Source organism: Klebsiella sp. 4_1_44FAA, assembly GCF_000238715.1.
Lineage (GTDB): Bacteria > Pseudomonadota > Gammaproteobacteria > Enterobacterales > Enterobacteriaceae > Klebsiella > Klebsiella pneumoniae.
In genome coordinates this window covers 25868-44521 of sequence record NZ_JH414812.1, presented here as the reverse complement: position 1 = coordinate 44521, position 18654 = coordinate 25868, and the positions used below count along the sequence as shown (strand labels likewise).

Annotated in this window: 22 protein-coding genes and 2 pseudogenes; 12 read left to right on the top strand and 12 right to left on the bottom strand. The window is 47.8% G+C overall.

Features of this window, described 5'->3' with window-relative positions; genetic code table 11:
• The 6 genes from HMPREF1024_RS01185 to ccdA all read right to left on the bottom strand — a co-directional run.
• On the bottom strand, positions 1–451 hold a 451-nt coding region (locus tag HMPREF1024_RS01185), incomplete at its 3' end, for a tyrosine-type recombinase/integrase (RefSeq protein ID WP_009309922.1).
• A gap of 197 nt (positions 452–648) precedes the next feature.
• A complete protein-coding gene (locus HMPREF1024_RS01190; protein WP_009309921.1) occupies positions 649–1665 on the bottom strand; it encodes a hypothetical protein in 1017 nt (338 codons plus the stop codon).
• 33 nt (positions 1666–1698) lie between these two features.
• Entirely contained in the window at positions 1699–2034 is a 336-nt protein-coding gene (locus HMPREF1024_RS01195; RefSeq protein ID WP_009309920.1) for a hypothetical protein, read from the bottom strand.
• 49 nt (positions 2035–2083) lie between these two features.
• Positions 2084–2224, bottom strand: a complete 141-nt coding sequence (locus HMPREF1024_RS31495) for a hypothetical protein (protein ID WP_162898808.1) — start codon at positions 2222–2224, stop codon at positions 2084–2086.
• A gap of 228 nt (positions 2225–2452) precedes the next feature.
• Complete coding sequence (gene ccdB, locus HMPREF1024_RS01205; RefSeq protein WP_009309918.1) at positions 2453–2758, bottom strand: type II toxin-antitoxin system toxin CcdB; 306 nt, start codon at positions 2756–2758, stop codon at positions 2453–2455.
• Between the two features lies 1 nt (position 2759).
• The gene (gene ccdA / locus HMPREF1024_RS01210) at positions 2760–2978 is read right to left on the bottom strand and encodes a type II toxin-antitoxin system antitoxin CcdA (RefSeq protein WP_006788213.1); all 219 of its coding nucleotides are present in this window, start codon (positions 2976–2978) and stop codon (positions 2760–2762) included.
• 596 nt (positions 2979–3574) lie between these two features.
• Here ccdA and vapB (HMPREF1024_RS01215) point away from each other — a divergent pair.
• Positions 3575–3805, top strand: a complete 231-nt coding sequence (gene vapB / locus HMPREF1024_RS01215; RefSeq protein ID WP_001261276.1) for a type II toxin-antitoxin system VapB family antitoxin — start codon at positions 3575–3577, stop codon at positions 3803–3805.
• A complete protein-coding gene (locus tag HMPREF1024_RS01220) occupies positions 3802–4218 on the top strand; it encodes a type II toxin-antitoxin system VapC family toxin (protein ID WP_009309917.1) in 417 nt (138 codons plus the stop codon). Before vapB (HMPREF1024_RS01215) ends, HMPREF1024_RS01220 begins: the two co-directional genes overlap by 4 nt.
• A gap of 40 nt (positions 4219–4258) precedes the next feature.
• Here the strand turns inward: HMPREF1024_RS01220 and HMPREF1024_RS01225 are convergent, their stop codons facing one another.
• The gene (locus tag HMPREF1024_RS01225) at positions 4259–5137 is read right to left on the bottom strand and encodes a restriction endonuclease (RefSeq protein WP_009309916.1); all 879 of its coding nucleotides are present in this window, start codon (positions 5135–5137) and stop codon (positions 4259–4261) included.
• Positions 5138–5798: 661 nt separating this feature from the next.
• Between HMPREF1024_RS01225 and HMPREF1024_RS01230 the strand changes: the two genes are divergently transcribed.
• From HMPREF1024_RS01230 to HMPREF1024_RS01235, 3 genes and pseudogenes are all read left to right on the top strand, one after another.
• Positions 5799–7076, top strand: a complete 1278-nt coding sequence (locus tag HMPREF1024_RS01230; protein ID WP_009309915.1) for an HlyD family secretion protein — start codon at positions 5799–5801, stop codon at positions 7074–7076.
• Positions 7066–9173 (top strand): annotated as a pseudogene (locus HMPREF1024_RS0127790) (peptidase domain-containing ABC transporter). Before HMPREF1024_RS01230 ends, HMPREF1024_RS0127790 begins: the two are co-directional and overlap by 11 nt.
• Positions 9173–9808, top strand: coding sequence for a CPBP family intramembrane glutamic endopeptidase (locus HMPREF1024_RS01235; protein ID WP_009309912.1), 636 nt, complete (start codon positions 9173–9175; stop codon positions 9806–9808). Before HMPREF1024_RS0127790 ends, HMPREF1024_RS01235 begins: the two are co-directional and overlap by 1 nt.
• Positions 9809–9915: 107 nt before the next feature.
• Here the strand turns inward: HMPREF1024_RS01235 and HMPREF1024_RS29575 are convergent, their stop codons facing one another.
• Positions 9916–10260 (bottom strand): hypothetical protein, encoded by a 345-nt coding sequence (locus HMPREF1024_RS29575; RefSeq protein ID WP_009309911.1) that lies wholly within the window; start codon positions 10258–10260, stop codon positions 9916–9918.
• 818 nt (positions 10261–11078) lie between these two features.
• Between HMPREF1024_RS29575 and HMPREF1024_RS31885 the strand changes: the two genes are divergently transcribed.
• On the top strand, positions 11079–11516 hold the full coding sequence (locus HMPREF1024_RS31885; protein ID WP_009309910.1) for a hypothetical protein: 438 nt from the start codon (positions 11079–11081) through the stop codon (positions 11514–11516).
• A gap of 190 nt (positions 11517–11706) precedes the next feature.
• Here the strand turns inward: HMPREF1024_RS31885 and HMPREF1024_RS29570 are convergent, their stop codons facing one another.
• The 3 genes and pseudogenes from HMPREF1024_RS29570 to HMPREF1024_RS0127775 form a co-directional block, all read right to left on the bottom strand.
• Complete coding sequence (locus tag HMPREF1024_RS29570) at positions 11707–12147, bottom strand: hypothetical protein (RefSeq protein WP_047057603.1); 441 nt, start codon at positions 12145–12147, stop codon at positions 11707–11709.
• Positions 12148–12165: 18 nt separating this feature from the next.
• Positions 12166–12789, bottom strand: coding sequence for a hypothetical protein (locus tag HMPREF1024_RS01240; protein ID WP_223345396.1), 624 nt, complete (start codon positions 12787–12789; stop codon positions 12166–12168).
• A gap of 68 nt (positions 12790–12857) precedes the next feature.
• Positions 12858–13094: pseudogene (locus tag HMPREF1024_RS0127775) on the bottom strand (hypothetical protein); the annotation flags it as partial.
• Between HMPREF1024_RS0127775 and vapB (HMPREF1024_RS01245) the strand changes: the two are divergent.
• From vapB (HMPREF1024_RS01245) to HMPREF1024_RS01265, 5 genes are all read left to right on the top strand, one after another.
• The gene (gene vapB, locus HMPREF1024_RS01245; RefSeq protein WP_001261282.1) at positions 13051–13281 is read left to right on the top strand and encodes a type II toxin-antitoxin system VapB family antitoxin; all 231 of its coding nucleotides are present in this window, start codon (positions 13051–13053) and stop codon (positions 13279–13281) included. The pseudogene HMPREF1024_RS0127775 and the gene vapB (HMPREF1024_RS01245) overlap by 44 nt on opposite strands.
• Positions 13278–13694: a type II toxin-antitoxin system VapC family toxin gene (locus tag HMPREF1024_RS01250; RefSeq protein ID WP_001044770.1), complete on the top strand. Its 417-nt coding sequence runs from the start codon at positions 13278–13280 to the stop codon at positions 13692–13694. Before vapB (HMPREF1024_RS01245) ends, HMPREF1024_RS01250 begins: the two co-directional genes overlap by 4 nt.
• 73 nt (positions 13695–13767) lie before the next feature.
• Positions 13768–15330, top strand: a complete 1563-nt coding sequence (locus HMPREF1024_RS01255; protein ID WP_009309907.1) for an ATP-dependent endonuclease — start codon at positions 13768–13770, stop codon at positions 15328–15330.
• On the top strand, positions 15315–16337 hold the full coding sequence (locus HMPREF1024_RS01260) for a helicase UvrD (RefSeq protein ID WP_000361404.1): 1023 nt from the start codon (positions 15315–15317) through the stop codon (positions 16335–16337). Before HMPREF1024_RS01255 ends, HMPREF1024_RS01260 begins: the two co-directional genes overlap by 16 nt.
• A 544-nt stretch (positions 16338–16881) precedes the next feature.
• Positions 16882–17790, top strand: a complete 909-nt coding sequence (locus HMPREF1024_RS01265; protein ID WP_032451458.1) for an HNH endonuclease — start codon at positions 16882–16884, stop codon at positions 17788–17790.
• 185 nt (positions 17791–17975) lie between these two features.
• Here the strand turns inward: HMPREF1024_RS01265 and HMPREF1024_RS01270 are convergent, their stop codons facing one another.
• Positions 17976–18326: a DUF305 domain-containing protein gene (locus tag HMPREF1024_RS01270; protein WP_009309905.1), complete on the bottom strand. Its 351-nt coding sequence runs from the start codon at positions 18324–18326 to the stop codon at positions 17976–17978.
• A gap of 80 nt (positions 18327–18406) precedes the next feature.
• On the opposite strand from HMPREF1024_RS01270, the gene HMPREF1024_RS29565 reads away from it, so the two are divergent.
• Positions 18407–18654 (top strand): transposase (locus tag HMPREF1024_RS29565; protein ID WP_172403211.1); only part of this gene is annotated, 248 nt, incomplete at its 3' end.

Below are 18654 nucleotides of genomic sequence, written 5' to 3'. Positions count from 1 at the left end.
GCTTGTTTCGTCTTTCCAGCGGAATTTTCAGGGTGGCCACCATCATCTGCAGCTGGCTGACATAGTGGTGATCGGAAAGGGGAACCAGACGATGGATCTGACTGCCTGCGGGGGCACGACCTGCCGTCCTGGTCGCTTTCTCGGTACGCTGCTTGAGCGTGGCCAGCTGCACGAACGGATACGGCGGCGCCAGCGAAAAATCCCCCCGGGTCAGCGCGAGCGCTTCATTAATGCGCGCGCCGGTGTTCCACAGCGTCGCCAGCAGCATCTTGCGGTGAAGATCCGGCACGTAATGGAGCAGGGCGCTGACTTCCGGCGCCAGCAGGTATTTCGGCAGTTCATCCTGCACGAGCGCCATCTGGCGCAGGGCGAGGGCGGCAGGGTAATCGATGGCCACCGGGAGCAATGTTCCGGGAGATGCCGGAGATCCAACTGGAACCAGGTTATTCATAATTTCTTTTAACTTTTTTCTTTGCCGAGAATTTTATTCGTAATATTACCGGAGTCAGGATGACTAACCAGCCAGCGACGGCCAGCCAGAAAACAGACGAAGTCGCAAACAAAACTACCCCGTCAATGACGGTAGACACGATATTTTCGGGCACAGGTTTCACTCCTCTTCAGTGGGTGGCTATGGAACGGGAACATTCATGACACCAACATCCAGTAGATAAAGCACAGAAAACCCATCCCCCATCCCCAGAACAGGATCTGGCCGCGGTATTTATCCCGCAGGTTAAAAAAGGGATGTGCCTGCAGGTCAACGAGCTCCTCACTTTGCGAGGCAAGCTCCCTTTCCAGCTCCAGGATTCTTTTCTGCGACTGAGCACACAGGGTAGCCAGCCGGATGACCCCGGTTGCCCGTTGCGCCACCTCCAGGTCTGAATCCCCGCTCTGCGGCAGAGACAGTTTTTCTGCCCGCAGTGGCAGGGCGTCACATTTCTCGTCCGGGAGCTGGCCCCCTTTCCTGTGCAACAGATGATAAAATGGACGATTCTTAAGTGAAGTAATTAACTGTTTTTGCGACCGTTTTTTGCCTTCGAGCTGCACGATTTTTTCCTGCAGCCCGCGATAACAGTCTTCCAGCCGGCGTACCGCGGATACCAGGGGCTCCACCCGGAGCGTTGAATACCTGCCCCGCGGCAACTGTAGTTCGTCTGCCCGCAGCGGCATTGAGCTGGTTTCCCCGGCCGGGAACCGGAAACCCATTGCGTGCCACAGTCTGTCCCTCCGGATCTTGTTTTCTTCGTTTTTTTCATCAACCTGGGAAATTTCAATCGGCAAAACCCTGGTTTCTGGCGGAAGGCCTCTGGCCCAGAGCACAAACTGCTGCGTGATCCAGCTACCCAGGCCGTGTCCCTGCAGGCGGCGTTCCAGTCTGAACTCATCTGTAAACAGATGCAGGGCCTTCTGTTGAGGCCAGTAGATTGCAGTGAAAGTCTGAGTCTTCGTCTGTTCGGTATCGGCCAGGTACAGTGTCATTATGCAGGAGACCCGGTACAATCCGTCGGGAAAATGGTCAGAAGTTGCCCCCCACGATTGCTCCCTGCTCAGAATGACGACCAGATTTTCCTCCTGGCGGGTACTGTTATTTGTAATGATCTTCGGCAATGTCACGAGCCACATTGTTTTGTCCATAACAGTCCGGGTCACGAAGTCGGTCATGTTTTTTCCCTGGAGGGTTATACCCCGGTGCTGTCAGCAGTTATCGGATAGGGGAGTGTCCCCTGACCCCACGAAAGCCTGCAGGGCATCCGCTCTGGAGGGCAGTTCAATACAGTCCCCGTGCAGTGGGTTAATTTCTTCGTCAATGGCTTCGTTGTAAAGCATGCGAAGCCGCCACCCCTTCATCGGGAGAGAGTTCTGTATGGCCAGCACCATCCCTTCCGGCGACAGCAGTTCACGAAGGGTGTAGCAGGCCCCGATCCGGGTCGAGTCCCGCAGCCACATCACGGGGTATTCACTGACCAGCTGGTCATACACGCATTCTGCCGTATGGAAGTAATTCTCATCCGCCCTGCATAAATCACACATAATCCTTCCTTAACTGAAAATTCCGCCTGTAAGCCTTGTGAAGCCATCATCAGAACAGTGAACAATACAGTTTAAAGACCTTATCGATGAGGCAGGCTTTCCACGGCGGACCGCTGTGTTCAGACTGCGACAGATGGTAGTCTCCGGTGAGCACCCAGAACTCAGGCTGGCCTGATTGTTCTGCCACCATTCTGCCGTTTCGTTTGAGAATTTTGGGAGATCGCCATTCCTGACGCCGCCGGGCTGTCTCGACGGGGCAGTCCTCATTAAGGCCAGAGTAAAGCCACAGCTCCTGGTGGCCATATACATCCTCAAGCTCCCGGACCACATCGTTAAATGATCTAAATGTTGGTTTACCCATACCTCGCCTAAAAGCTTCGTTTTGACATCCTCCCTGTCTTTCAGGGCGGGGAGGCTGTCAAATTCCCCAGAACATCAGGTTTATCGCATTTTTGATGTCATTTTCCCGGTGGCTGAGATCGGCCACTTCCTCCCCGGTGACGGAGGCCGTGACGCTGGCCATGTCCGTGGTCATCAGGCGGTAGCTGTCGTCCCCGATGTGCACCACCGGATAGAGTTCACGGGAGACCTTATCCGACAGCAGCCGGGCGCTGGCCAGCGGGACCACCATCCGTCGCCCGGGGGTATCGATGATGTCACTCTGCACATCCACGAACAGACGATAGCGGCTCTCTCTTTTATAGGCATAAACCTTAAACTGCATCTCACCAGTCCCTGTTTTCGTCGGCGAATGAACCGTTCATCTCAATAAAGCGGGCAACCTCGGCCATCCCTTCCTGATTTTCGGCCTGCCAGCGTTCGGCACGCAGACGACGGGCCTCATTCTGCATGGCCCTGTTCACCAGGCCGGAGATATTGACGTCCGCGGATTTCAGTAACTGATAACTGTCGCTGTCTATGGTGACGGTGATGCGCTGCTTCATGATGCACTCCGGAATACATACTAATGATATGTATATCAGTATAGCTTAATGATGCAGCTGACACACGCCAGACAGAAACATACTGTTATGTCGCCATTCATTTCACACCGTGAAATTCACATACACAATAATCACCTTAGAGATAACAAGCAGCCATACAGCCACGCCGTTAAATTACAGGACGGCCGTTCCGTCCGGATCCGACTTTTCGCGCTTTACGAAGTTTCCGGAAGTGTACCACGGTGAGAGAATAACCACAGCGCCCTTTTAGGGTGGTGAGCGGCCGGTCACGGGGCAGGGGAGGGACACAACATATATGGTCTATACCAGCTTGTAACACCGCTATATCTTGTGTTTCCGGGCCGCTGCGCGCCGGAGGGCGGAAAGCAGATCCGGAACTGGTATTTTTCGGATCTGCGGTGGAGAAATGAGAAAACAGGATATGCACAGCATATCCATATGCCGCGCATCTGCATAGTGCAGACATATGCATATGCCAATCATCTGCATATGTGACACCTATACAAACCAATCCGGGAGGCATATACTGCACATATGCACTCACACATCATGCATGATCAGTTGGAGGAACATCCATGCGCACAGTTTCGATATTTAAAAACGGCAATAACCGCGCCATTCGGCTGCCCCGGGACCTGGATTTTGACGGCGTCAGCGAGCTGGAGATCGTCCGGGAAGGGGACAGCATCATTCTGCGTCCCGTCCGGCCGACCTGGGGCTCGTTCGCGCAGCTGGACAGGGCCGATCCGGACTTTATGGCGGAGCGTGAGGATGTGGTCAGCGACGAAGGACGCTTTGAGCCATGAAGAAAACCTGGATGCTCGACACTAACATCTGCTCGTTCATCATGCGCGAGCAGCCGGCAGCGGTGCTGAAGCGCCTGGAGCAGGTGGTGCTGCGCGGTGATCGCATCGTGGTCTCGGCCGTGACGTATGCCGAGATGCGCTTCGGCGCCACCGGCCCGAAGGGCTCGCCGCGCCATATTCAGCTGGTCGACGCGTTCTGCGCGCGCCTCGATGCCATCCTGCCGTGGGACCGGGCTGCGGTGGACGCCACGACGGACATCCGGGTGGCGCTGCGCCTCGCCGGGACGCCGATCGGCCCGAACGACACGGCCATTGCCGGCCACGCCATCGCGGCCGGCGCCGTCCTGGTGACGAACAATGTGAGAGAGTTTGAGCGGGTGCCGGGTCTGGTGCTGGAAGACTGGGTGAAGTAAGCCGCTCTTCGCAGGGTAATTTCTTGAATTACCCTGCAGGTTATTTCGGCGTGCCGGTTATTATGCCCTTAAGAGTGTAAAGCCTGTCAAACTGGGCATAAGGCTCCCCTGTTTCCGCTGCGTGTCGGAGTTTTGCGTCCAGAAGGTCGGGCAGAGCGATACCGTGACTGAGTGAATGGTAAAGATCATAACCACTGACACAGATCACCCGTTTTCCTTTCACGAAGGCTGTCAGACCTTCATCAGTAAACCCCATCCAACTGATGAACACGCCCCGGGCCCACTTCGCCTTGGTGCTGAGTTTTCCTTCGAATACGTGCAAATCTGCCGCTGGCGTTCTGTTCTGATGCCACTTAGCTTCCAACAGGTAAAAGTCATCATTCAGCCGGAAGCTGCCGTCAATCTGCTCGCCCGTGTTACGGAATGACGAGCGGGGGGCAAGCTTAAAGATACTGAAAAGTTCTGCAAGCCATGCTTCAAAACGGAAACCCCGCGGATGTGGCGACAGGGATTTCATCTCGTTCATTTCGGCTATCAGTGAAGGCCAGTCGACACCGTGCCATGCCTGCACAGGCCTGTCGCCTTTGGCTGTATCAGCGTCCGTATTTTTCAGCCGTGAAATCAGTGCAAGCCAGTCATTTCGGCTTTGTTCGGCCTGCTCAGGCATGGTCTCCATTTTATACCGCCACAGGGTATCAAGAACCCGCAGGGCTGTCTCACGATCCACCTGTTTCAGCAAACATCTTACCCGTTTAGCTTTTGAGGTTCCTTCTTCCTTATAACATTCATCATCAATATCAATGTTCAGCTCTTCATCAAAAAAAGCCGACAGCGTACGGTTGGAGAAATCGAGTATCCAGCCCGGATCGCTTTCAAAGACGAGATTAAACAGTCTCAGGTCCTGTATTTTCAGTTTCATGCCAGCCTCCTGTTTTTACAGAGTATAACGGGATGTCAATTCAGGAGGTACTGAGTCAATGCCATGCGTCAATTTGGGTGGTTCCGATTTTTGGGGTTTCAGGATGTCACGAGCCCGGGAGAGGTTTAATGCGTAATTAGAGATAAATACTAAATATATTTGCTTTTTAAGCATTAATGCACTTGGCGCAATATTGTCAGTATATTTTTGCTTAAATTAAAAAAGTTAAGCGCTGGCAAAAAAAACCAGCGAAGCGCTGAAATAGCTCAATGACGGTATACTTCCCACATAAAAATGACGCATGAGTTATTCTCAGAATATTTCATGCGGGATGGCTGGTCCCGCGAAACACTTCCTGTTACATCATAACAGGTTGGTCACAGGAACTGATCAAGCAGAGAACACCAGACCAGAGAGAGTACCTCAGTTCATTAGCGATGGGACAGAAATAGTAACCAGATAAAAAACAGAACGGCAAAACACCATACTCCCTTTAATATCCAGCGATGATACCGGAAAGCTTGTTTCTCTCTGGCATCTGCTTCATGAATTGCGGTTTCTGGATTTTTTTTCATACGTCATCTCCGATCATTTATTATAGTATATATCAACAATTATAAATGTTCATCACCAGTAATGGAACTCCGGAGGATAGTAAGGAATGTTCAGGCAGGAAGCGTTACAACACCGTAATTCTGTATGGAAAGCAAAAGCAATATTGCTGCCAGGTATCCCCTTATGGTGTATCGTTTTAAGCTGCTTCGTCTTTATAACTTTTTTTATCGTTTTCATCATTTCTGGCAGTTATACCAGGCGTATTAATGTGTCCGCGGAAGTGACCACCTGGCCCCGTCCAATTGTTATATCAACCAGTCAACAAGGGTATGTAGTCAGATCATATGTGAAGGAAGGGCAGAAAATTAGAAAAGGGGACCGTCTTTATGAGCTGGATACAAGTAAAACAACCCGATCCGGCGTTGTCAGTGATAACGAATTTAACGAAATAACTTCTCAGTTACATGGAATTGATGAGATCATCCGAAACCTGGAAAAGGGGAGAGACGAAACACTGCAGTCAATTAAAGATCAGAGAAATAAATATAAGGAAGCATACGATATCTCGTCTTCGATTGTACGAACTGCAGAGCAGGGACTACAAAAAATGGAAAACAACATGAGAAATTATGAACAGTACCGGAAAAATGGATTAATTAACAACGATCAGCTAACAAACCAAATGTCGCTCTACTATCAGCAAGAAAATTCAGTCTTGTCCATTAAAAACCAGAATATACAAAATGCATTGCAAATAAAAAATCTTGAGAGAGAAGTTCAGATACAGACTTCAGAATATGACAGCAGAATATATCAGATGAAATTGCAGCGCAATGAACTTAAAAAAGAATTAATAAAATCAGGGCTAAATAGTAGCATTATAATAAGATCACCGTCAGATGGCATAATCGATACATTGAATGTATCTCAGGGTCAGATTGTTAATGCAGGTGATACTCTGTCGCAGATAATACCGGAGAGAGATAGAAAACTATACTTAATTTTATGGATACCTGATATGGCCGTTCCGTATATAAAAAAAGGTGACCACGTCAGAATCCGTTATGACGCTTTTGCATATGAAAAGTTTGGACAATTTAATGGCATCATTCATTCAATATCTAAGTCTCCTTCTTCGCAACAAGAAATGTTAAGCTATCACTTATTAGATAATATAAAGTTATTCTCTGGCCATGCTTATTACCGGGTCATGGTCACACCTGAAAATGATAGGATATATTATAACAAGGAAGAAATACATCTGGAGAATGGGATGAGAGCAGAATTAACATTATTCCTGGAAAATCGAAAGATATACCAATGGATGATATCACCACTCTATGATGTAGTAAAAAGTGCTCAGGGTAATATTCATGAAAAGTGAAGTTGTCAGTGTATTAAAAAACAAACTTGATTTAGGTTTGAAATCACGTTTTCCTATGATCCATCAAACGGAGTCTTCGGAATGTGGATTGGCATGCCTGGCAATGATATGTGGTTATTATGGAAAGAATATTGATATCTTTACGCTAAGACAAAAATTCAATCTTTCGAGCAGAGGAACTGATTTAGCAAGTTTAAATGATATTGCTGTTAAGATGCATATGTCTACGAGAGCTGTGTCCGTAGAGCTGGATGAGTTACATTCAGTGAAGCTTCCTTGCATATTACACTGGGATTTTAATCATTTTGTTGTATTAACAAAAATTAAGAATGGAAAATTCACAATTCATGACCCATCAGTCGGGATTGTGAAGGTTGCTAAGAGTGAACTCTCAAAAAAATTCACAGGTATTATTCTGGAAATATGGCCTGACAACAATTTTTTAAAAGAAAACGTAAAAATAAAATCAGCCTTAGAGCCATGCTTGAAAATACCCATGGTTTATACAGTGCACTGACGAAAATATTTTTCCTGTCTATCATTATTGAAAGTATAAACTTAGTGATGCCTGTTGCAACCCAACTGGTCATGGATCATGCCATACCGGCAAATGACTCCGGTCTATTAACATTAATTTGTTTCGGCCTTGTTTTCTTTGTGGCACTCAGAACCATTACTGGTCTTATTCGCTCATGGACAGTACTGATTATGTCATCATTTATTAATGCCCAATGGCAAAAGGGATTACTGCAGCATTTACTAAAATTGCCTCTAGAGTATTTTGAACGCCGAAAATTTGGTGATATACAGAGCCGATTTGGTTCCCTGAACACCCTTCAGGAGACGTTTACAACCAGTATTGTCGGTGCAATAATTGACTCCATTATGATCATCGGATTATTGATTATGTTGGTACTCTATGGCGGGTGGCTTACCTGGTTTGTTATCCTTTTTACCTGTCTATATGTATTTATCCGGGTACTAACCTACAACAGATATCGTCAGTTATCTGAAGAGTCCTTAATAAAGGATGCAAGAGCTAATTCCTTCTTTATGGAGACACTTTATGGTATTGCCACTGTAAAGGTACAGGGGCTGAATAAACGGAGAGAGGAAAACTGGTTTAATCTTGAAGTTGACTCGATTAATACCGGAATAAAAGTATCCAGATTAAACCTGTTCTTTGGAGGCATTAATACACTGATTGCGACGATGGAGCAGATACTCATCCTCTGGCTTGGAGCCAGTTTAGTGATATCGGGAAATATGACAATTGGCATGTTTGTTGCTTTTAGTTCCTATCGAGGTCAGTTTTCTGATCGAATTGCATCATTTATAGATTTTTTACTCAGACTTCAGATCATGAGCCTTCATAACGAAAGGGTTTCGGATATAGCACTTACTGAAGTTTCCCCATTTAAAGATGATATTCCGGTAAAAAATGACATGTGCCCTGTCTCACTGTCGGCAAAGAATATCAGTTATAAATATGATAGTTATGCATCATATACTCTAAGACATCTAAATATAGAGATACAACCTGGTGAGCATGTAGCAATTACAGGTGCTTCCGGGACAGGGAAAACGACGCTATTGAAGGTACTGTGCGGATTATTCCCGGCAAGTGAAGGAAATATACTTGTAGATGGTATTGACATAAAAGAATTGGGTATTAACAACTATCAAAAATTAATCGCCTGCGTTTTACAGGATGACAGGCTTTTCTCCGGAACATTAAGGGATAATATCTGTTCCTTTTCTACTCAAATTGATGATAACTGGCTGATTGAGTGTGCCAGATTTGCACAGATACACGATGATATAGAAAGAATGCCGATGGGTTATGATACATTAATCGGAGAGCTGGGTGAAGGTTTATCAGGTGGACAAAAACAGCGTATTTTTATCGCAAGGGCAATTTATAAAAAACCATCCATTCTCTTCATGGATGAAGCAACCAGTTCTCTGGATAATACAAATGAACAATACATCAACGATGCGATAAAATCGCTGAATATCACACGCATTGTGATCGCGCACAGAAAATCCACTATTAACTCAGCTGATCGCATCATCACTTTACAGGAAAATTTATAATGCCACGACTTTTCAATTTAAAATATAAAGAACTGTTTGTGTGTTTAGGATTTATTTTTATTGCCTTTGCTTATCCGTGGATATTTCAGACATACCTGATTAACACAGGTATTGTTGGTATTGATATGGTTATCCCCTTAATGTCTTCAGCGATATTGATAACAATCACTCCAGTTTATTTTCAATTTTATAAACACACAAAGGGTTACGGTCTTGGCGAACGGCGTATTGATTTATTTATTGTGTTTATGTCTTTGATTTTATCAGTTCAATTTATGATGTTTCGTTATCAGTCGTCATATATACAGTCCCCTCCCTTGGATATCAATATCATTCTAGTTATAAATATCATTGCTGTAGTAATATTAGCACCTTTGTATGAGGAAATAATATTCAGAGGTGTTGTTTATGGATTTTTTAAAAATACATTGATGTGTAGCACAATGACTTCCGTAGTTTTAACCTCACTGATATTTTTATCCCTTCACTGGTATTATGATATATTAAGCTTGTTTATCCTGTTTTTTATCTCGGTGATCCTGACATATGCGAGAGTGCTGAGTTACGGAATATTACTTCCTTTTATACTTCACTCATTAATGAATGGCTTTGTTTTATTCTTGCGATTTCAATGACCATTCCGGGGTGCTATAGTTTTCTATCGTTATAACAGCGACCGGAAAAATTATAACTGGCACAGAGCTCTATACTTACCACCCTGTGCCTTTTATTTCAGCTACGATTATTTACAGGTGCCGCCCACTCCTGAACCACAATTACTTCCGGAGGATTTACCGCTACCACCGCCATTTCCATTTCCGTGAGAAAAACAGCCTCCTGCAAGCGCACCACCAACCAGACCCGTCCCCAGACCCAAAACGCCGCCAGGAGCACCGGCAATCATGCCGCCAATAATACCATTATTGCAGTTTGTAACATCTTGCCCCAGATTATTGTAATACCCGGTGTTACCTTTGTTATTACTTCCGGTATTTTTATTACTTTTTCCCATATTGGCATCCCGCACATCACCGAAGTGACCAGCGCCTGAAACCCTCTTCATTTCATCAAACGATAAAGTTTTCATAAAAACTCCTTTTACAGTGTGTGGACATTCATTTTGGTATAGATCTTTTGTAAAAAAACGTCAAGTATTTTAAACCTGTTAATATTCAGGGGGAGGGAAGATTAATCCTGTATGGCAGGCAATAATAATCTTTCTGTGAATGGATATATTATCCGAAAATCAGTTAGTTACTCCGGTAAGCAATGTTAAGGTTCAATCCCGCATGTGAAACCGAGCAGCGACAGGCATCTGAAACCGCAGACAGAGTCGGTCCGGTTCACAGGGAAGTGACATGGTCCAGGGCTCGAAAAACCCCTGTATAGCACACGCGTAGAACCCTAGTTGAAGCTGAAACCTGGTGAAGAACTGGGCTGGTATAACTGGAAAAAAGCCGTTTCCGCCACCATGCAGCCGCTGATGCACTGCCTTGAGGTGACGCTGCGTAACGCCATCGATTACAGTATTCGCCATGCCCGGTTGCCCGGCGCTGCCGGACACTGGCGAACCGATACCAACTGGATTTTTGATTTACCCCGCTATATCGGTGAAAAGACCTGGATACGCCAGAACAAGCGCTACAAAACCGATGCCCGTGGCCAGAAGCTCATGCATCACGGGAAACCGGTTTATGACCGGACAGCCTGGGAGGAAGACTGTATCCGTAAGGTGTCAAAACGTATCCGTGCTGCGGGCAAGGCGCCGACGGCAGAGCGGGTGATCTCCGGACTGGACTTTGGTTTCTGGACCAATTTTCTGACGAAAAACTACGATGAACCGCGGAACCGCTCGCTCCTGTGGCCCCAGTTGCTTCCGTCGGTGTTCCCGGGTACCCCCGTCACGTGCTGGAAAAGAAATTTACCCGTATCCGTGACTTGCCTAACCGCCTGGCGCACCATGAAGCAGTCTGGAAATTCCAGGAGGAAGATCCGGTTACCGGTGCGCCGGATTACAACCGCCCGGTATATGGTCTTCAGGCGTCCCTGCAGCTGTTGCGTCGGGCATGGAAAGACATGCTGGAGGCTCTCAGCTGGCTCAGTCCTGCAAGGCATGCTGCGTTTCTGGCAGAAGGCCATCACCTGCGTTTCGAGGCACTGGCCACGCACGACGGTTTGCTGAGTTTCACCGGACGGGCACAGCTGATGCACGACCTGAACGTGCGGCGCAGTAAAGAGATCAGAAAATTATTGCGGGGGCTCGGACAGCAAAAAATCATCCGCCTGACCAGCCGTACCCGGATCATTGGCATTATTGGTCCCGATTTTATCCGTACCCTCTGAGGAGCCCCCTCCTTTGTGGAAGGGGACTCCTCACAAAACCGTCAAGGCTGAACGACTTCCGGGTTCAGATACCATCTTCAGCAAGAGGTGAGGCAGTCCTACCTTCTTGCTGCATATTCTGGCATGCATTGCTGTCGTAAATCCATTTTTCACACGCGCCGATATATTACACTCTGAAGATTAAGTCTCACTAAACCGATTGGCGAAGCACACGTTTTTCAGCCCTTAGCCACAGTTCACCGGCACCAGGTACGAAGAATGGGACATTGTGCGTTCCGCCGCCAGAGCCGTGGGCTGATACCCAGGTCGTTACTTCTGGGCTACTACCAAAAGCGGCGCCTGCCTCTACGCCTTCATGAATCCTTTGAGGATCTTCCTGGATAGTGAAAGCATGCTTTAAGCTTGGGTGATTATTATAATCTTCAATATTATCAATAGGTAAAACGGAAATAAGTAACGTGTGTGAACCACATTCCGAGTGACTACACGGAAAACTGACCCAGAAATCGGGAGACCAGTCACCAACACATACAGGATTCACATGCCATTCCCAGCCAGCAAGGTCGAAAAATGCGGCCCAGCGTGCTTCCAACGCAGTTTTGAACTGCAACCCTTTGTAAATTGCACCCATTATTGAGACTCCTGTTTCTCAGGATAGTTGATAGTCGCGCATCCACTGAACCGTAAGTTGCTTATTAATGGCCGGAACATCATCTGGCTCAGCCAGAAAGTAAAAATGAGGGGATCCAGACCGCTTCAGTACTTGATAACGATGGGACCCACCGCCGAAATGAAATCCGCCATCTTCGTGCAAACTTAACAAGACAGGCGAGATAGGCCATCCTTTTGCGATATGAAGTATGGCCATCCCCAGCTTCCGGGGTTCAAGCCTCGTCCAGAGACTGGAATCTGTCAGTCGAAAGAAGGAATTAATAAGAGGTTCAAAATCAGCAAAAGAGGCTTTCCCCAGCACCAGAGAACTGAGATCAATTTGTTCACAGTCAGCAGGCTGCAATACCCATGTACCCGGAAGGTCAATCGTATGTTTGCGCCCCGGAACAGACAGATCCCAGTTAATTTCTGTCTGTCCTGCCGTTGGCCATCTGTCCGGACACAACCCCTCCAGGGCATCAATCTCATCATCTGAAATCCGGTACAATTCTTCCTTGGAATCACCTTTAAACAATGAACTCAACGCTTCAACCCACATATCGCGAGCGACTTCGTTCTGGTTATCTTTCATTGCCATGTTCTCATATTCAAAGAGGACCACATTATGCACCTTTGCCCGCTCAGGAGCCTAATACATGAATACGTTAATCACCTCCAATACCGGGCTTCCGAATTAGCTTTTTTCGGATCTGACCGGGAAAAGAGAGAATACAACATAGGTTCAACATATCCATATGCCGGGCATCTGCATAGGTGTGGCATACGCATATACTTACCATCTGCATATGCTATGACTATACATATGCTTTGCATCTGCATATACTGAACATAGTCATACAGGCCGGTCGGCCAGGAGGAAATGATGAGAACTGTATCCATTTTTAAAAACGGCAATAACCGCGCCATTCGTCTGCCCCGCGATCTGGATTTTGAGGGAGTGAGCGAGCTGGAGATCGTCCGGGAAGGGGACAGCATTATTTTGCGTCCCGTCCGGCCGACCTGGGGCTCGTTCGCGCAGTTCGAGAAGGCAGACCCGGACTTTATGGCGGAGCGCGAGGACGTTGTCAGCGACGAAGGACGATTTAACCTGTGAACAAGACCTATATGCTCGACACCTGTATCTGCTCGTTCATCATGCGCGAGCAGCCGGAAGCCGTCCTGAAGCGCCTGGAGCAGGCGGTGCTGCGCGGCCAGCGCATCGTTGTCTCGGCCATCACTTATTCTGAAATGCGCTTCGGGGCCACCGGCCCGAAGGCCTCCCCGCGCCACGTCGAGCTGGTCGACGCGTTCTGCGCCCGCCTCGATGCCATCCTGCCCTGGGATCGCGCTGCGGTGGACGCCACCACGGAGATTAAGGTGGCGCTGCGAATGGCCGGGACGCCGATCGGCCCGAACGACACGGCCATTGCCGGGCACGCCATCGCCGCCGGTGCCGTGCTGGTGACGAATAATACGCGGGAATTTGAGCGGGTACCGGGTCTTGTGCTGGAAGACTGGGTAAGATAACGCTGTAAAACAAAACAGGCGGTCTGGCGCAGCCGGACACTCTTTCAGTCAGCGGTATATAAAGGAATAAAAGATGCCTCTGATCACGCGGCTTATGCTGCAAAACTTTAAAAAGTTTCCGGAACTGGACCTGCGCTTCACTCATGACCGTAACATTCTGGTCGGGGACAATGAGTCCGGGAAAAGCACGATTCTGCTGGCCCTTGACCTTGTGCTGAGTGACAGCCGGCACCGGGTCGAGGCATTGGGTGTGGAATCGCTCCTGTCCCAGTCAGCAGTAAGGCAGTTTCAGGAAGGTGAGCGCCGCGCCGATCAGTTACCCGTGCTGACAGCTGACGTTTTCCTGAGTAATGGGGGAGATCCTGACCTGAACGGCAGGCAAAATCTGGCGGGTATCAATGCGGATGGTCTCAGAATGCGTATTGCACCAATGACGGAGGAATACGGCCAGGATATTCACAATGTACTACAGCAGGATCCCGATAATTTTCCCTATGAATACTATTCCGTGCGGTTCAGCACCTTCTCCGGTGGTCATTTCGCCAGCTTCAGACGCTATCTGCGCCATCTGCTCTTAGACAGTGCACGCATCGATAACGAGCACGCCGCACAGGAATATACGCGCACAGTTTACAGCGTCAATGTGCCGGTGGCCGATCGGTACCGGCTTGAAAACAGTTACCGGCAACAGAAAATGCACTTCTGCACCCGGCATCTGTCAGCCATAAACGACACGCTGGAAACGTATCAGTTTGGCGTGCGTTCCGGTGCTAAATCAGGGCTTGAGGCGAATCTGGACATTACCGAGGACGGTATTTCCATTCGTCACCGTGGAAAAGGAAGGCAGTGCTTCATCAAAACGGAGTTTGCGCTGCAGCGGCATCAGCAGCAGGGAGAGCTCCACGTACTGTTGCTTGAGGAGCCGGAAAATCATCTCAGCCATGTCAGTATGAAGAGGCTGGTTAATCAGCTTGCCACTGAACGGCAGACGCAGGTGTTTATTGCCACACACAGCAGCCATATCTCCTCCCGCCTCGATCTGCGTAAGGCAATCCTCCTCGGGTCTGCCCGGCCGGTACTGATGAATGAACTTTCCGCTGAGACTGCCGCCTTCTTCATGAAAGCACCGGATAATAACGTACTGGAATTTGCGCTGGCCAGACGTGTGCTGCTCGTGGAGGGGGATGCTGAGTTTATTCTGATCGAGGCCTTTTATCGCCGCCTGTATGGCAGGGCACCGGAGGAAGACGGAGTTCACATCATCGCTATCGGCGGAACGAGTTTCCGTCGTTATCTTGAACTGGCCCGTCTTCTGGAAAATCGCGTCGCGGCCCTTCGTGATAATGACGGCAACTATCAGCAAAACTGCGATGAACGCTATGCTGACGTGATTTGTTCCCGCTCCCGGGTATTTGCTGATCGCGATAACACCCGATCCACATTTGAAATCAGCCTGTATCAGGATAACGCTGATCTGTGTGATACGCTTTTCCTCGGACCCCGCCGGACACTCACGGTGCAGGAATACATGCTGGCCAATAAGGCAGAAGCAGCATTCCGGCTGTTACAGCTGCACGCCGGAGAGCTGACCGTACCTGATTATATTCAGGAGGCACTGGCATGGATAAGAGAGTGATATTTGCGGTTGCCGGCTCGGGCAAGACCACGCTGCTGATACGACGGTTGAGTGAGGACAGGAGGACGCTGCTCCTGACCTTCACCGTGAATAATGAAGCGCATCTGCGGGCACAGATTATCAGACGTTTTGGCTTTATCCCGGAAGGGATCAGGGTGATGACCTGGTTTGAGTTTCTGCACGGTTTTTGCTTCCGGCCTTTCCTGCAGGAGCAGCTGGCATCGCGTGGCCTGAGCTTCGACCAGCCCCCACCCAGAATACCGCGCACGAATGCCCGGCATTATCAGGATCCCGCCGGACGGCTGTATCACCGGAGGCTCGCACATTTACTGACAGCCCGGGGGTTGCTGCCGGATATCCGTATCCGGCTTGCCCGTTACTATGATGAACTGCTTGTCGATGAAGTCCAGGACTTTGCCGGACATGACTTTAATTTTCTGCTGGAGCTCTGCCGCGCGGAAATCACTGTGCTCTGTTGCGGCGATTTTTATCAGCATACCTTTGATACAAGCCATGACGGCAACGTTAATTCAACGCTGCACGACGACATCACGCGATATGAGGCCCGCTTCGACGCAGCAGGTTTCGCGGTTGACCGGGACACGCTCAACCGGACATGGCGTTGCTCAGCTTCAGTGTGCGAGTTTATCACCGGGCAACTGAACATCCGTATCGCTGCCCATGGGATACATGCCTCCCTGATTGAAACGATCGCAGATACAGAGCGCTCAGCCACCCTGCACGCCGATAATACGGTGATTAAGCTCTTCTATCGTGAACATCACCGTTACGGCTGCTATTCCATGAACTGGGGCGCCAGTAAAGGGCTCGATCACTTTCAGGATGTCTGCATTGTGATGGGATCCTCCCACTGGAAGCTTCTGACCCGTCAGGAACTGGCAACCCTTCCACCGTCGTCCCGTAACAGGCTGTACGTGGCATGCTCACGGGCGCGCGGCAACATTTATTTTGTTCCCGAAACTCATCTGCGCCGATTCCGAAACTGAGTTACCGACTTCTCAGTCGGGCACAAATCAGTAAAAAGCGAGGGTCATCGACGGGAATACCGGCTGGACAGGTGCGGTTCCGGTTCTCGCTTTCCGGATCCTGGCTAACAATATGTAACATTATCATTAAATACAATTATGCCAGTTATTTTTATTCGCAAAATGATAATAATGTGGCATACACGCCAGTATGAAAACATTGTTAACTTTTTAAGTTCTGAATGGTATGTCGCTTGTGCAGTTAAAAGTGCAGATCATTGAAAGTATTGTACGGTTTTGTTGACCGGAGACTGTTTCATCGTCGCGGATAATGAGCAGAATTATCTGTCCACTATATCTGGGGCAGGCTGAAAACATGGAATGGTTGGTTATGGATGCTGAGATTCTGTCATTTATGAAACAATTTCATTTGTGGTACTGTAAAAATAGTTTTTCTGATTTACCTGAGCTGTGAATATGGCATACTGCAGATGTTACCCGGCCGCACTCATACCGGGTAACGAACTGTGTATTGTGATGATTTTTTTATTACAGGGGGATGATCGTGATCAATAAGATTTGCCAGGTAATTGACGGGGAGTACGTCTGCGACATTGATATCAGTGTGGAAGAATGGAAAGCTCTGTTAATGAATGAAAAGGTTTTTGACTCTAAAAGTATTGAGGCGTTAAAAAAATGGTATGTTGAACCAAATCATTCCTGCACATGTTTCGATATAGGCAAAAAGTACGAACAGCACAGTATGAGTGCTAATGGCGTTATTAACGGGCTCGGTGGTAGAGTTCAAAAAGAGCTTGGCAGATTTGAAGTTAAAGGGATCGGCAATATAGCACCCGGCACAAAATTCATTACAGTCATGAAGAGTAAAGAAACCGGTGAAAAACCAAAAAGATACTTATGGACTATTCGTGATGAACTTGTTCAGGCAATTAAAGAACTGGATTTTTTTGGGTCGGAAGAAATAACCACCAATGAGTATTACTCAGACGATGAGTTGATCAACGCCATGGAGGCGAATAATACATTTGATGTCGCGCAGACATTTGAATATACAGGGGAAGCTAAACCAAAGAAACATGCAACAGAAGTAAAAAATGGCGTCTCGTACCCAAGAAGTAAAGGGGTTTCAAAAAATGCACTGAACAAAGCAGGTTACAGATGTGAAGTCGATGGCGAACACCCAACCTTCAGAAGGCGTAACTCTCCCCTGAATTATACTGAACCTCATCACATTGTACCTATGTCCAGGCAGGATGACTTTAACACTTCGCTTGACGTCGAAGAAAATATAATATCGCTGTGTTGCAATTGCCATAAGCAAATTCACCTCGGACAGGGATATGAAGAAATGCTTGAGAAAATATATAATGAGAGAAAGGAGTTGTTAAAACAGGTAGCTATCGATATATCTCTGGAGGATTTGATTCGCTATTATAAAGGACAGAACAGGTGAATGTTATTCAATAGTAATGCTTTTACCTTACTTACAGAGAATGTCATTATTTCCTGGCAGTTACCGATTTGGCGCGTAAAAATACAAAACCCGAAATTAATCGGGTTTGAATTATTTAACGATTAACAGACTCCTGTGTCCAGGAATGATGTAAAATCACGCTTATCGTGACATTTCTGCAAATTTTACTTTTGAGTATTAAGCCATTTATTCATCTGCTCAATTTCACCTTTTTGAGCTTTAATGATGTCCTGCGCGAGCTTTCTCATTTCGGGATCTTTTCCGTATTTTAGCTCAGTCTCAGCCATTGCTATTGCCCCTTCATGGTGTGCTACCATGCCTTTCGCAAAAGCCTTGTCGGGATCGGATTCATTTACAGCAGTCATCATTTTGTCATGCATGTCTTTCATGCCAGCCATATATTCCTGTGACGAAGCTGAGGTAGACATATCAGTCATTTTCATTTCTGAATGTTCTGCTGAAATCGCTGGCAGGGATAACATTAATACTGCAAATAAAGTGTTTCTGGCTTTCATAAAAAATATCCTTTTAGCGTTGATACCCGTTAACTGTAGCAGAATCTGGGCTCTGTTGAATAAATCGAACTTTTGCTGAGTTGAAGGATCAGATCACGCATCTTCCCGACAACGCAGACCGTTCCGTGGCAAAGCAAAAGTTCAAAATCACCAACTGGCCCACCTACAATAAAGCCCTCATCAACCGTGGCTCCATAACTTTCTGGCTGGATGATGAAGCTATTCAGGCCTGGTATGAGTCGGCAACGCCTTCATCACGGGGAAGACCTCAGCGCTATTCTGATCTCGCCATCACCACCGTTCTGGTCATTAAACGCGTGTTCAGGTT